The sequence below is a fragment of the Leptospira bandrabouensis genome, from assembly GCF_004770905.1.
Taxonomy (GTDB): Bacteria; Spirochaetota; Leptospiria; order Leptospirales; family Leptospiraceae; genus Leptospira_A; species Leptospira_A bandrabouensis.
Genome location: NZ_RQHT01000003.1, coordinates 101236 through 116097 on the forward strand (window position 1 = coordinate 101236; position 14862 = coordinate 116097).

Annotated in this window: 12 protein-coding genes; 8 read left to right on the forward strand and 4 right to left on the reverse strand. The window is 34.8% G+C overall.

The features are described 5' to 3' along the window. Positions 1 to 14: 14 nt before the first annotated feature. The 4 genes from EHR07_RS00925 to EHR07_RS00940 are packed head-to-tail and all read right to left on the reverse strand — an operon-like array spanning position 15 to position 3104. Positions 15 to 1214 (reverse strand): LIC_12337 family protein, encoded by a 1200-nt coding sequence (locus EHR07_RS00925; protein ID WP_135743338.1) that lies wholly within the window; start codon positions 1212 to 1214, stop codon positions 15 to 17. A gap of 3 nt (positions 1215 to 1217) precedes the next feature. Then, complete coding sequence (locus EHR07_RS00930) at positions 1218 to 1418, reverse strand: hypothetical protein (RefSeq protein ID WP_135743339.1); 201 nt, start codon at positions 1416 to 1418, stop codon at positions 1218 to 1220. A gap of 40 nt (positions 1419 to 1458) precedes the next feature. Then, complete coding sequence (locus EHR07_RS00935; RefSeq protein ID WP_135743340.1) at positions 1459 to 2379, reverse strand: DUF4384 domain-containing protein; 921 nt, start codon at positions 2377 to 2379, stop codon at positions 1459 to 1461. Then, positions 2376 to 3104, reverse strand: coding sequence for a FecR family protein (locus EHR07_RS00940; protein WP_208739649.1), 729 nt, complete (start codon positions 3102 to 3104; stop codon positions 2376 to 2378). The genes EHR07_RS00935 and EHR07_RS00940 overlap by 4 nt, the downstream gene beginning before the upstream one ends. 175 nt (positions 3105 to 3279) lie before the next feature. On the opposite strand from EHR07_RS00940, the gene EHR07_RS00945 reads away from it, so the two are divergent. The 8 genes from EHR07_RS00945 to EHR07_RS00980 are packed head-to-tail and all read left to right on the forward strand — an operon-like array spanning position 3280 to position 14839. Next, the gene (locus EHR07_RS00945; protein ID WP_208739651.1) at positions 3280 to 4779 is read left to right on the forward strand and encodes a TolC family protein; all 1500 of its coding nucleotides are present in this window, start codon (positions 3280 to 3282) and stop codon (positions 4777 to 4779) included. Then, positions 4766 to 6124, forward strand: coding sequence for an Ig-like domain-containing domain (locus EHR07_RS00950; protein WP_135743342.1), 1359 nt, complete (start codon positions 4766 to 4768; stop codon positions 6122 to 6124). The genes EHR07_RS00945 and EHR07_RS00950 overlap by 14 nt, the downstream gene beginning before the upstream one ends. Continuing rightward, entirely contained in the window at positions 6121 to 6657 is a 537-nt protein-coding gene (locus tag EHR07_RS00955; protein ID WP_135743343.1) for a hypothetical protein, read from the forward strand. Before EHR07_RS00950 ends, EHR07_RS00955 begins: the two co-directional genes overlap by 4 nt. After that, the gene (locus tag EHR07_RS00960; protein WP_238777487.1) at positions 6654 to 7157 is read left to right on the forward strand and encodes a hypothetical protein; all 504 of its coding nucleotides are present in this window, start codon (positions 6654 to 6656) and stop codon (positions 7155 to 7157) included. Before EHR07_RS00955 ends, EHR07_RS00960 begins: the two co-directional genes overlap by 4 nt. Then, positions 7154 to 7786 carry a hypothetical protein gene (locus EHR07_RS00965; protein WP_135743344.1) on the forward strand — a complete coding sequence of 211 codons (633 nt, stop codon included), beginning with the start codon at positions 7154 to 7156 and terminating at the stop codon, positions 7784 to 7786. Before EHR07_RS00960 ends, EHR07_RS00965 begins: the two co-directional genes overlap by 4 nt. Then, a complete protein-coding gene (locus EHR07_RS00970) occupies positions 7783 to 9186 on the forward strand; it encodes an efflux RND transporter periplasmic adaptor subunit (RefSeq protein WP_135743345.1) in 1404 nt (467 codons plus the stop codon). The genes EHR07_RS00965 and EHR07_RS00970 overlap by 4 nt, the downstream gene beginning before the upstream one ends. Continuing rightward, a complete protein-coding gene (locus EHR07_RS00975) occupies positions 9183 to 12164 on the forward strand; it encodes an efflux RND transporter permease subunit (protein ID WP_135743346.1) in 2982 nt (993 codons plus the stop codon). The genes EHR07_RS00970 and EHR07_RS00975 overlap by 4 nt, the downstream gene beginning before the upstream one ends. After that, positions 12161 to 14839, forward strand: a complete 2679-nt coding sequence (locus tag EHR07_RS00980; RefSeq protein ID WP_135743347.1) for an efflux RND transporter permease subunit — start codon at positions 12161 to 12163, stop codon at positions 14837 to 14839. The genes EHR07_RS00975 and EHR07_RS00980 overlap by 4 nt, the downstream gene beginning before the upstream one ends. Positions 14840 to 14862 lie beyond the last annotated feature (23 nt).

Consider the following 14862-nt stretch of genomic DNA (forward strand, 5'->3'; position numbering starts at 1 on the left):
TTATAACTGTATCCTTATTTGAATTTTAAGTTTTGGTCACTACCATCAAAGGTATCTAAAAAGGCTTGCGATGTGGTTTCGTATTGTTTTACAGTACCGAGACCAGTTTGTCCTGCGATACTAGCACCAAACGCAACGTAGGTACGTAAAAATGCATCATCCACAGACATAAAGTCAGAACCACCTATGGTGGGACTTGGATAGTCAGAGGGAACCTCTCCCGCAGAGAGTTGGTCTGTTACATACCCATTCACATTAAAAATTCCATAAGAAAGTTTTATACCCAAATTACAGATAGTTTCATGTTTTGTAGCTGCCGTAGTGTAAGTTGCTTTGGCTGTAGTTTGGAAAGGAGAATCAAACTTTTGCATATAGGCAAGCACATAGTAAAGGTTGTCTGTCGCCGTTCCTAGTTGCGAATTACACTGGGACTTTAAATTTTCAAGTGCTGTGGCATTGGCTGGATTGAGGCTTTTTAGTTTGGTAAAACTCAACCGAACTACAGAACGAAAACATAGTTGCCTACCTGCATCCACTTCGGTTAAAACCACTCTTCCATGTTTACTAATCCAAGCGGCATTTTCTGGACCATTCCTCCAGGTATAAGTTTGGAATTTGGTTCCATATACAGAGTCGTTAGCAGTATAACTTTCAGTGATGACATCTCCAACCGTTGCAAATTGGGTACTTCCAAAATCAACCAAGCGGTAATAAATCAAAGCACCATCATTACCAAGAGTAGTATTGGGATCATCAAAGAACAACTGTAAGGAGGGAGTGGAGGCTCCAGTTTTTGTGATTTGAAAAAAATGATTAAAATCTTTGGTTCCTGTATAAGCAGTGGAACTCACACCCGTTGTCGGAGTACTGATTTTGATGGTTAGTGTTGCCGAACCAAATCCATTTAAGTTGATATTGTTTAAGACTTCATTTCGTGGGGAAGAGTTATTAAAGTAACCAGCGTTTTTTAAACCGAGGATAAGATTGTCAATGATACCAGAGTTGCCACGAGCCCAAGTGGCAGATTGGCGCACAAAACCCCAGTTATCTGCACTTGTGGCCGACCAAAGTTTTTCTGAACCAAATCCAAATTGGATGGCCCCTCCCAAAATTTGACTCAAGTTTATCTTCGGGTCTAAACGAGTGAACTTGTTGAAATCGGAAACCTGGAAACTCATTCCAAGAAAAATCATTGTATATAAAAATTTTTTCATGGTTTATTCCGCAATTCCTTTGGGAATACAGATAGTGAATCCAGATTTTGGCCCAGAGCATCCGGCTGATTGGCTGTTTGCCCAAAGCAAAAGTAGGAATGCGTTTAGCATATCCTCTTCTTTTTTATCTTTTTTGAATAATGAACAAGTGACGAGTGTTGTGAGTCCTAAAATGGCAATGGATTTAAGGAGGAAATTTCTCATACTTACGGATTACAATCAGTATGAGAGTTTTTTGCAAGGATTATCTAGAGATGGTTTGGTATTCCCATTCCATCACAGGACTTTGTACAATAGAGGCCGTAATGGTTTGCGAACCAATCATAGGTCTAACTCCAGATTTAGTGCCAGTGATCGCGGGAGGTAGGATCTTATAAAATGAATCTTCTCTTTTGCTGCGGAGTTGAAACTCTTTCCATTCTTCACGAGAAGCAAAGGCGCGGATGCGATCTTTGGAAGGAGTGGTGGATGCCTTAAATGAAATTCGTTTATCGGGAATGGTCACTTTGTCACCCTTACGGATAAAGTTATCGTTTTGGAATTGGTTCGGGAAAAGTAGAACCGGTTCTCCTTTTTGGTTTTCAGGGACTAATACCACATAAACGAAATTATCCTCAGCTGCCTCAATTTCAAAACGAATCGGTTCACCTGCCACATAAGTAGGTTTTAAAGAATTGATTTTGAGTTGGGAATTGGATCCTGAACCTGTTTCCGACAATGCTAAGTAAATATTTTTTTTGTCTAAAAAACCTAGAAAGTCGAAAACCAAAGTTTTGGAGAGACTTTCAGGAAGGGAGTTGCGGTATTCCAATTTTTGTTGGAGGACATCCACAAAGGAAATCACTGCCTGTCCATCTTCTGTGGAAATGAGAGCCAGTTTATCTACATCGTTCAGTTTTTGCAAAACTTCTGCTGACTTTCCAGAGGCAATTCCTTCTTTATCAAATTCCCAAACATTAGATTCAAAGTTCTTTATGGGAAGTGAAACTAATCCACGTCCTGTTGATTGGATTTGATCCTTCATAAAATCGCGAAGGATTAGGGTTTCCGCAGTTTGGTTGGTAACTTCCACTGCTATTTTGTATACGGGAAGCTTTCCTACTCGATCCGAAGAAAAGAGAGAAAGGGAAAGGAAGGCAGTTAAAATCCAAAATTGTTTCATCATTCTTCTGTTTTTCCTTTATATTCATTCATCAATTGGTCGTTTTTTTCATACTGATCTTTGATTCGTTGGTAGTTTTCTTCTTTGATGGCTTTGAATTCTTGGAAAATTCGCATTTTCTCTTTTACAAATTCATCTAAAATTTGTTTCTTCAGTTCTTTGCCGGAGACAAGGACCTCTTCGTTTTCTTTCACAAGAGTTTCTTTTCCTTTTTTGTCTGGGCTTACGGCAACAGTTCCTTCATTCACATAAACTCCCGTTTCCACATTGCTCAGTTCGTCATCAGTTCCTCCCGTATCTGGGGCAGCCGCTAAAAACTCAGTTCCTCTGACACCTGCCACAAAACTAGGATTTACCACTTTTAGTTGGTTTTGGCTTGGGACACCTGATGCGGGTTTGTAAGCTTTTACAAATAACTTACCACCGACTAGTTTCAAAGTCGTTGCTTTGGATTTTGGATTGAGAAGGTCTTCAATTTGCATAGAAGTAAACTTGGAAAGACGGATGGTGGCTTGTGTGGCTAACTGGATTTCGCAGGTTCCGTCTTCTGTGGTGATGGTATCGCCTTTTTTTAGGATACTTCCTAACTTCACCGGTTCTTTGGCTTTTTTGAAACGTGGTCCTGAAAGGTAATTCTTTCCCTGGATGAAACTAACGATCCCCACTTCTTCGGCGGAGAGGGTGGCAGCAAATAAAAGGAACAAAACGGACACAGCGAATCGAATCATGCCACTTTTATAACTAAAATCCCCCTTCTTACAAGCCAAAAAACTAAAAAAAAAATTCAAAAAACCACTACAACCAAGGAGAAGGGGAACCAGAATTCTGATTTATCACCTATCTTCTGATATGTGGCATAAAATTTGGGTTCTCTATTTTTTTCTAGGATTCCTTTCCCATCCCATGTATGCAAAGGGCAAATTATTATGGGAGGATTGTGTTTGGATTGGAATGGAGCGAAATGGTAATTTGGGTTTGGAACAAATTAGGTCTGAGATTTTTCCCATCCTTACCAAAGACAAATGGAAACAATACCTTCCCAAATTAGGAGTTCATTATTTTGGAATCTTTTCTAAAAACCAAGAACAAATAGACCAAGAATATAGAGATGTTCGTCTACAAATCCAACAGCTACTTTATGATGGAGGAGAAACGGAAAGAGAAAAACAAAAAATAGAAATTCGAAGGTTAATTCATTCAGAAGAAAAAAAACTTTTACGCGAAAAGGTTTTTAAGTCGATTTCATTTTCTTATTTTAACTCAGTAAAACGAATCTTAGTTGATACTATTTACCAACTAAGATGGGAACGTTTCCAATGGGAGGAGAAAAAACGAATACAGGAAAGTGAACTAGGTCTTTCTCCGAAAGGAGACTTGAACCAACGCAAAGTTTGGGAAGTAGAATTTCAATCTAAACAAATTCATTCTGATTCTGCTAAGAAACTTGCCCATCTGGAATTACAACAAGCGATGTCTTTAGATCCAGGTGTGAATATTATTTTGGAAATGGGACTTACGGAACGGATTCGGTTATATGATCCATTTTTAGTAACAAACTCTGCCGATAAAAATCATCCCATTCGAAAAAAAGCAAGATTGCAAATGGAACTTGCAGAGCTCGACCAAGAGAGTTTAGAGAATGATTGGAAACCTAAACTGATACTCGGTGGTTATGTTGGTAAAAATGGGAATGCGGGTTTCCCATTGCAGAATGAAATTTATGGATTGAGTTTTGGAGTTCAGGCCAACTTAGGAGGAACTAGTTTTCAAACCAATACACAAAATGGAATCCAGTCGGAAGGAAATGGAATTCAAAGAATTCCGGGATATGGACCGCAACCAGTGGGACCTGGTGAAAATTCATTTCAAAGTGGATCTATAGGACTTTTTGATGATATAGGTCGCAATAAAAAAATCTTTGATTCAAAAATGAGTTTGTTACAAGCAAAATCTGAATGGAAACAATCAGAAATTTTAGTATTAAACCAAATCCAATCGACAGAAATTAAATTAATAGAAATTTATAGAAAGTACAATCTGTACTTAGAAAATACAAAATCCAACTTTTATCAACATCGTTTGAGAAAGGAGGAAAGAAACCAAGGAATCATTTCAGAAATTGAGTATTTGAAATCTGAAGAAGAGATTTTTGTTGGTTTGGAAACCTTATTAGATCATTACTTTCAATATATAACAAACGCACTCGAATTAGTTTTGTTACTTGGAGAAGATCCTTTTGATAATCGGTATTACAAACTAGAATCCAAAATTGTTCCAAGTGATCTTTCCATGATCTTAGAAAATTGGAAACAGGATTTTTCCTCAGAAAATCGAAAAATAAACGAACCAAAATTGAAAAAACCTTACCCATTCTTAATGGAGGATCCGTATGAAACTCGTTAAATGGGGAATTTTAAGTTTTGTTTTGTTTGTGAATTGTCATTCCCAATTTGGATCCGCAAAAGACCTTTTGGGACTATTAAATTGGGAAGACACACCTAAAATTTTATCATTTTTCCCTGCTTCCGATACAATCGATGTAAATCCAGAAACGAACATTTCTGTATTATTTAGTCATCCTATGTCCATTCAATCTTGTGTTTCGGCTTTTTCTATGGAACCACAAGTGAGAGGTGCATTTGAAACTAACGATTTAAGTTTGAAATTTTTCCCAAAAAGTGAACTACCGTCAGGTGGTTATATAATCAAAGTCACAAAACAGTGTGAAGCTAAAAATGGAAAGGATTTGGACCGAGTTTATACCATTCCTTTTCGTGTTGGAGAAAAGGAAATTCCTGAATCTCCTGAATTAGAATCTTTCATTGTATTCACAGGAACCGAATCGGAATGTTTGGCTGGTGGAAATTCCACAGATCTTAAGTTAGGTGATGTTGGTTCCGTGTGTTCAGGGATTCCTGGGCCACCTACGTTACTCATTCGATTCACAAAACCAATGAACCAAAAAGAAGTAGAATTGGGGCTAAGGATCGAACCTTCTCTTTCTTATCGTTTGGAATGGGAGAACCCATCGCAGTTTAAAATTTTACCTGATTCCATTTTGTTACCTGAGACAAGATACCATATCTTATTCCCGAAAGGAATCCATGCATATGATGGAGCTGAACTTAAGGAAACTATACAACGAAATTTTTTAGTGGGGCCTGACTTAAGTGATCCAGAAGTCATAGGATTTGGTTTAGAATCACAAAACTGTGGATTAGGAACTCAAGAAATAGGTTCGGTGACAGGTGCTCGCTGGGATTCTAATTTTTGTTTTTGGAGCCGTGGTTTACCTATATTAAGTCCTAACTTCTACCAGTTTAGAGGTGGCGATGATGGAACTGGGATTTCAGGCAGCACTCTTGCTTGCGCGGATGTGAATACTGATAATTTTCGTATCTTTTTTAATCAATATATGGATACAACCTCAGTGATTGGTGCAAGTAGGTTATCAAAAATTTCACCACCTTCGACAAATATTCGTTTGTCGACATGGGTTTGGGCAAATTGTCAAACAACATATCCATTTGGGTGTAGAGAGTTAACCTATTCCTATGCGGAAAGTGAGGCTAGTTGTAACGGTACGTTATTCGGAAATATTGCGACTGGTGGTGATTTTAATATATCGGCCTCGGCCTCATCGCCAAACTTTTATCCGTATTATGAATTTCGATTGGAACCAGAAGCAAAATCTATTTCAGGAAAACGGATGAAAGTTGGATTTGTGATCCAGGTGGAGGCAAAATGAAATATATATGGATTCTCCTAGTGGTAACTTTGTTATCTTGCCATTTTGATCGTCATCATTTACAAAAAATCACTTACCCATTACCAAATGGGGAAAAGATGCTTTTTGTAAATACTATCTCTCCAACTTTTTATGATTCTTATGATGAAGTAAGAGATGTTAATCATTTGATTTCCGAAACATTAGAGGAGTTGGGATATTCTATTGTGATCGGAGATAAAGTATGGGAAGATCAAGAGATAAAGCGTATAACAAATGATAATATAGAAGTGTTTCAGAAAAATTTGAAACCGGAATGGACAGAGGAAAAACCAAGAATTCAAATTTGGAAAGAACGTGCGACTTCGGTAGGTGCTACCGGTGTATTTTTATTACGTTATCACTTTTCTTTAGAAAATAAAACCAAACGAATTAGAATGTTTTGTATTCGTTTTGATAAAAATGAAATCAGTCGTTTTGATTGGAACTGGAATCCCGACGAACCAATTCCCTTTTATGAATCGTTTCGGAATAAAGAGGAGGGGGAAAAGTGAATCAAAGATACAGTATGATCTTAGTGGTTTTGGTTTCACTTTCTTGTTCAAAACCAGTGTCCGATCGATCAGAATTGAAAATTTTAAAGGAAGCATATCGTTCTGGTCATTTAACAGTTGTAAACTCAATTTTAAAAGATATCCAAAAGAATCGAAAATTTGTCAGTGAGGAAGAGGTTTTGTTTGCAAAAACCTTGTTCTATCAAGGTAATTGGAGCGAGTTTTTCTCTCATTGGAATTCGATACAAAACAAAACTCCTGAAATCGTTTTACTTTATTTTAAGGCAGTAATTCTTTCTAAAACACAAGTAACCGTTTCTGCGAATGATGAATCGAGGCTCGTTGATTTATTGACTGTCTCACCCGAAGCATGTTTGTTATATTTAAAATTCACCAAACACAAAGATAGAATTCACGAAAAAAAACTTTTATTGGCCCAAGGCAAACAATTTCAAACCCATTTGGATCGATTACAAAAGGAGTTGGGTGAAAAAAAATGAAACGGTTTGGCTTTTATCAATCGATTGGTGACAGAATTATTTTTCTAAGAGGAATGGTAAAAAAACAATTAGAGGATTTGTATCAGTCTCCTTTTTCTTTTCTGTTTCTTTATTTCTTTCTATATGGATTTCATTGTATTTTGAATTGGTCCGAGTTTATGAGTTTCAACAGAAGTTTAGAATTGAATGCAATTCATTCGGGAAAACAAATTTCTCTTTGGAGTTTGTATCCTTTTCAAATAGTCAGCGTGTTGTTGGTATTTTTTCTGTATTGGTTCCTATCCTTGTGTATCAATTTTATCTTTTCCTTTGGGAAAACTAACAAAGAAATATTTAGAGGCAAAATTTTCTCTTTTTCCTTTGGTCTTGTCCGACAGTTCTTCTTGTTTGTATGTCTGCTCTTTGTTGGGAATCAAATATTGGGCTTACTACAATACTGGGAATATTATTCGATTTTAGTGGTTTTATTTTGGGTTAGTTTATTTTTACTTTTTGTCATTCAAAATGGAGATTTGTATAAGAAGTTATTTTTCCAAGTAGATCATTCTATTACTTTTTTGTCGCATAGTTTGGGTTATGTGAATCCGATAGTCTTTGTTTTTGTGATTCTGGCATTGGCAAATGTATGAATTTTAGCAGAATGGCTGGACTAAAACAATGGATTCGCAAACTCCTTGTAGTCGGGGTTTTGTATGTAATTTCCGCAGTTTTTTATACTCTTTTCTCTACATGGAATATCAGGAGTCGCTTTCCTCTACTTGCAAAAATTTTATATTTTCCTAATTATTGGGAGGTGTTGAATGAAGTTTCTGCAACGGAACAACCAAAACAAAATTTGGTGTTTGAAAAACCTCGTTTAATCGAAGAAAATAAGATCATTGAATTTCCAGCAGTAGTGGAACCTACAAAAGAAATTCAGTTGCACAATAAACAAATTGGTCGTATTCGGAAAATTTACGTTGAGGAAGGAACTGTTGTTAAAGAAGGACAAATATTATTGGAAATCGATGATGAATTGTTGCGATTGGAAGGGGAAAGGCTTCGTCTTTCTGCGCAAGTATCTGAATCAAATGCTAATATTGCCTTAGAAAAGTGGAAACTTGCAGAGAAACAGGTTGATGTAAAACTTCGAGAAATAGATAAAAAAACGGAATGGATATCGTTAGCAGAAAAGGAATGGAATATAAGTAAAGATCTGAAAGAAAAAAAGATAATACTTTGGAAACAAGGTTTTATTTCTTTATCTGAGATTGAAAAACTAAAACAGGAGGAACAGTCTAAAGAAACCCAATATAAAAACCTAATTCGGGATCGGGAAAACCTGATATCGGGAATGAATTTAGAATTAGAATCCGAGAATTTAGATTTTGAAGAAAGGTTAAAAACTTGGAGAAAAAAGAATACTTCTCTCGAAAAATCTGAATATGAATTAACGCAGTCACATCTTAAAATTATCAAAAACCAAATTAAATCGAACGAACAATTATTATCTGAAACAAAACTAAGAGCTCCTAAATCAGGAAAAATTTTAAAAATACAAATCAAGGAAGGGGAATTAACTACTCAATCTCCTGTGATGCTTTTAGTAGAAAAAGGAGAGTTATCAGCGGGATTCCAAATAGGTGAATCAGACCTTTCCTTTTTTACACCTGGGAAAGAAATCCTTTTTATTCCTTCTTTAGATAAAATGCCAGCAATCAAAGGTAAGTTGGACCACGTCGGTGGATTTTTGGATCCAAGGTCACATAGTATTGGAATTAAAGTTAAGTTAGATTCAAAACAAAATAATATTTTACCTGGAATGTTTGGTTTGGTGCAAGTGAAACTTCCCGAAACTGTCGGAAAAATAATAATTCCAAAATCATCACTTCATGGAAATGAAATTAATGGTCATTATGTAAACATAAAAGGAAAAGATGGGGAGATAAGCAAACGATACATTCAATTTAAACCGTTTTTATTGAACGAACTAGAAATTCTATCTGGACTTACCTTGGAAGACGAAGTTGAAACTAGTTTGCCTTTATGAATCTTGAAAATTACGTTCTTTCCCTGTTGCAACACAAACGTTTGTATTGGGTTTTATTTTTTTGTATTTTTTTGGGTGCCATCTTTAGAATTCCTGAATTAGAAATTTGGTTATTACCTAAATTAACACCAACTCGTTATTATGTGGTAACGGAATATCCGAATCATTCGGCAGAAGATACAGATCTTTCTGTAAGTATTCCTATTTCTGAAATGGTTTCTTCTGTAAAATCGGTAAAACGAATTAGAAGCGATTCAGAACATGGAAAGTCAGTGGTTCAAATAGATTTAGATTTTGGAGCTTCGGTTTCTGAGTTCAAAGATCAGTTGTATCAAACAATCTTAGAAATGAAAGATAAACTACCGCTTGGTGTTGTGGCACCGAGGTTGTTACAGAGTGGAACAAAAGAAAGACCTTTTATCGAAATCTTGATTCCGAAAAGAGATAAAAAAGATTCCACTAGTTTTGATTTCTCATTGCAACAGTTAGTCTTTCAATTGGAACGAATTTCTGGAGTAAATGAAGTCCGCCTCATAGGAGATCCAAAACAATCTTCCTTTATTTCACTGAAATCCAAAGTTTTCGATATTTTTCCTATTACCATTCGTGAATTGGAATCGCAAATCCAATTGGCAATGCGAGGAGGATCGCTTGGAAAAATAGAGGGATATGTAAAGGATACAGAGTTAAAGTTTAGTTCTCAAATTCAGAAACAGGAAGACCTTTTAAATTTCCCGGTAGATTTAAGGGATGGTCACTCGGTACATCTTGGGCAATTAGCAACCATATTTGAAGAAAAATTGCCAAATGAAAAACTCACTCGACTAAATGGGAAAAGTGCTGTATACATTGCAATTTTTACAGATCCATCCGCAAATCCTCTGTTTGTTTCTTCGGATGTTCAAAAAAAAATTGAAAATTTTCAATTAAATTTTTCTCCGATTATATTTTTTGATGCCTCAAACGAATTACGGATTCAGATAAAGCAGTTTGTCATTAATTTAGTTTGGAGTTTATTGTTTGCTTTTTTGTTTTCCTATCTGCTATATCGGAGTTGGATTCCATCTTTTATCTTATTAGTATCAGTAGTATTTTCTCTTTTACTCTTTTTTCATTTAGTTTTGTTTTTTTCTATTTCCATCAATTTGCTTAGTTTAGGTGGTATTTCTGTTGGGATAGGGATGTTATTTGATGCAAGTAATTTGGTTGTATTCTCAATTCGTAAAAAATTAGAAAAGGAACAAATCTCTGATTCCATCTCTAAGGGAATTCGCTCTGTTCTTATATCTTTATTTTCTTCTTCTTTAACTACTATTGTTGTCTTTATACCGCTACTTGTGGTCCCGCTAGAGTGGAAAAGTTTTTTTTCTGATTCTGGGATTTGTATTGCCTTGTTAGTTTTTTGTTCTTTTGTTTCATCCTTTTGGATAGTTCCTTTGGTTACGATTTCTTTTGCAGAATCATTTAAAGGGGCTGATCTACACCTCGGTTTAGATAAATTTTTGTTTTCTAAATATGAGGAATCTTTTAAGGGATGGCAAAATCTAAATAAAAAAGGGATAACATCTGTTATTTGTATTTTGGTTTTTGTTTCTTTTCTTTGTTTTGGATTTGATTGGCAAATATTTCCGAAACAAACAAACCTCGGTTTGTATTTGCAAATGTCTCCTAAATCTAACCTTTCACTGACAGAGGAGCTTAGCGTTGTTCGGGAATTACAAGATAAAATTCAAAAAATCAATCCAAATGGACCTTACTTAGTTCTCCCTCAACAAAGATTTGATAAACAAGGACAAAATCCTAATAAAGCAATTCCAATCCAATGGAAACTACTTGGGTTACAAGATCTCAAAGAATTGGAATCTATCTTGGATGAACACCTTTCGAAGAAAAAATGGGATTGGAAATTGGAGCCGATCGAATCACAAGTGTCTATTGTTCTTCCATTTCTTCCTAAGGATTCTATCATTTTTTTGCATGAATCTTTTGATGAGTTATTAAAATTTACAAATCAATTTAAAAACAAAACAAGTAAACTGGGGTTTGATGGAAGTTTCAATTTTTCTCCAAAACAAATCACAATGGAAGAGTGGTCGCGTAACCAGATTCCGATCCCCGAATTGATGCCTAACGAGGACGACTTAAGACAGAGAATTCTTTATCGCGGGAATCAAGTGTTTTTGGGAACTATTGGAGAAACAAAGAAAAGAGATTTGTATTTGGGAATAGATACTTCGGATTTTGATTCTGATGGAATAGAAGATTCCAAACGGATTCGTTTTAAAACCAAAACTTACGATTCAACTTTTATCGATTCTCTTTTTACTTATAAAAAACAGGAAAGTTTTACGGAATACCATAGAGAATCTGGTTTGTATTATAATGAATGGGTAGGCGATTTTTTTAGCTCTGATTCAAACTTTTTTACAAAAGAGACTGGTTTATCGGTAATACAAATTTCCGCGAAAAAGGAAATTCGCAAGTTTTATCTAAATCTTATACTTTTGCTAATTCTTTCATTTGTATTTATCTATCTGGCTCTAGTGGGAATTTATGAATCTTTTCTTATTCCTGGTTTTTATCTAGGAATATCTTTATTGTATTTGGTCGTAACCATTTCTTTTTTAATTATTCTTTTACACGAATTCCATTTGGGGCATTACATAGGTTTAATAGTTTTGTTGGGTTTGTCTATCGATAGTATTTCTTTGTTTGGCGAAAGGTGGATGGAATTCCCCAAAGGAGATCCAGATTCAAAGAAAATGGAACTATCTTTTCGTTGGTTGGTTTCGCCGATACTTCTGAATTCTGGTACAACTCTAATGGGTGTTTTCCCTGTGATTTTATTCGGGGTTCCTGGTTCAGAGTTCTCTCAGGCTATCGCATTAACTATGTTTGTTGGTATTCCCATTTCTGTTTTCTTTGTTTTTTATATCTATCCAGTTATATTCCAAAAGTATTTGGATAAAAAAATATGAGCGACGATTGGATTCGAATATATCGTTTCCGACTTTTGACTACTGTATTGTTTTTTGTGTTACTTTCTACTCTTTCGATCCAAAGGTTAGTATTTGCGCCGGAAATTCCGGATTTAGATGACGACAGTTTACAAATCACAACTTTTTGGCCAAATAAAACAGCACTGCAGATAGAGGAAAATATAACAAAACCGTGGGAACAAATTTTAAAATCAATTTCTGGATATAAAAAAATAGAATCTATTTCAGAAATAGGGAGCTCTTTGATTCATTTGGAATTGGAAAGAGGATTTGAAAAACAAAATTTGATTCAAATCATTCGAAATGAATACCTTTTGCAAAGACAAAGATTCCCTGAGGATTCTCATTTTCCGAAAATAAAATTCGGTAAACCAGATAACCATCATATTATCATTTTACAAAATATTAGAGAGGGGAATGAAAAAAGTAGAAAGGAATTAGAACAGAAAATACGAAATATTTCTGGATTAGAATCACTTACTCACTATTCGCATAAAGAAAGTGAAATGGTAGTTCAAGTGAATTCAAATTGGATTCATGCAAAGGAATTTCCTTCTTTATCTCAAATTTTTACTACCATTCGAAATTACCATTGGGGATTTGGATTGGATCAATCAAATCAGATTTGGTTTCAAAAAGATTTTCCTGTTCAGTTTACATCTTTTTCTCAGATGGAAATACCGTTTCGTTTTGGAGAAGGATTTAAGTTTACTTCATTGGGAAAGTTGTCTTTAGAAGAGAAAGTCCTTCGGCACGGAACACGGATTAATGGGCTAACTTCGGAAACTATGATTTTGAAAGCAGAGAGCCATATCTCTCAGTATCATCTTACCAGAGAATTGAAAACGTTATTAGAAGAATATACAGATTGGATTTTGTTATATTCAAGTCATCAGGAAATGATGAACGATTGGTTTCGATTTTTTATCATTTTCTTTTCCGTGGATTTGTTTTTGGTTATTTTTGTTTCTTATCTTGGGTTGGAAGGGATAAAACTTTCTGTTTATTTTTGTGCTTATTATACATCCCTTCTGGTTTTCCTTGGCGTTTGTATTTTATTTGCCATCCCCATTGGTAAAATTTTCCTATTTTTACTGATTTTATGGAAATATTTTTTTGCCATTGTTTCGGTAAGACGGGTTGGGGTTTGGGTCAAACAGTCATTTTTTTCCTTCTTTATTTTTTCTATATTGATTTACCTTGATTGGATTCCAAAAGTTTTTGGTTTCATCTTATTATCGAACCTCTATTTTTTTTTAGCCATTACATTCTTAAAAAAACTTTTTACTCCCTTTGTTTCTATTACTTTCCCTCAGTTTTATTGGTCTGGATTAGATTCTATTGTTTTCTTAATTAGGAAATTTTGGAATCAACCTGATCGTTCCCAATCGTTTTCTAAATTTCTTTTAGTTTCTTTTTTTCTTTTTAGCAGTTTCCTATTGGCAATTTATTCTGCTATTTTCTTTCATCCACTAAAGATTCCCGATGGAACCATTCAAATGGCTAAATTGGAATTTCCAACTTCAATCCCAGAACAAGAATCTCTTCGGATCACGAAACAAGTGGAAGATACAATTTTAAAAAAACGAATCACTGATTTATTAGTGGTGAAACAAAATCCATCGAATGCTGTTTTTTATTATCTTTTGAATGAGAAGGGTCTCGAAAAAGGTTTGCATAATTTACCAACTGAATCCGGGTATTTTCATACTTTGGGTGACTCAGAAGTTGAGACAGGTTTTATCCTTAGATTTTCCAATGCGGATACGCAAGTATTAGAAAATAATATTCTCCCTTTAGTTCCTTGGCTCCGTAATTTTGATGGAATTTCGGAAGTGGTTTTGTGTTTCCAACCTTCCACCGAAGGCCTTGAGTTACATGTTCCATCGACATTTGGAAATATATTAAGTTATGGTATTACAGATGTAATAAGAGAAAGGTCTTTGGATTTGCAACCAGCGATTGTTGGTAGGATGTTGATAAATAAAAAGTTAACAGACATTCGGTTCTTAGTAGATCAAAACAAAAATCTGGAAAGATACCAAGAAAAAGGAGTAAAATTAACGAAAGGAATCACTTTGTTTGATAAATCATTTTCTCAGTATAAGGAGATTAAAACTCCAGGTAGAATCTACCATAAAAATGGTGATACTAGTTTGGAAATTTTAATCAAAGGACAAAATATAAAGTGGGATGAATTAAAATCCAAAATCAATCTGTTTCTTAGTAACGGGCCTGTAAAACTATCTGAAATTTCCCTTCAAAAGAAATCAGAAATGAAATATCGTCCTATATTTTTGTTTTTTTGGATTGGTTTGTTTCTCTTTCGTAAAAAATCAAAATTTCATTGGTTTTTAATATTAAACCTTTTTTTAATCCTTTGGAAAATACAGACTTCCTTTTTCAGCGATGAGTATTTGGTATTCGGGACAGTTTGTATTTCCCTCTCGGTGTTTCATTTTTTGACAATAGATTTATTAAAAGTAACTTATAAGATGGTCCCACTTCTCTTTTTGGTTTTCATTTCCTATTTATTCCCTGGAGAAGGTGGCAAATTCTTGTTTGAAGGATTGTTCCTTGTTCTAATATTTTTTATTTCCAAAGATAAAATATTTTATATAGGAAATTTTTTTAAAACCAAAACTACTTTTTGATACCCCAGAAAGTTGAGGTTCTT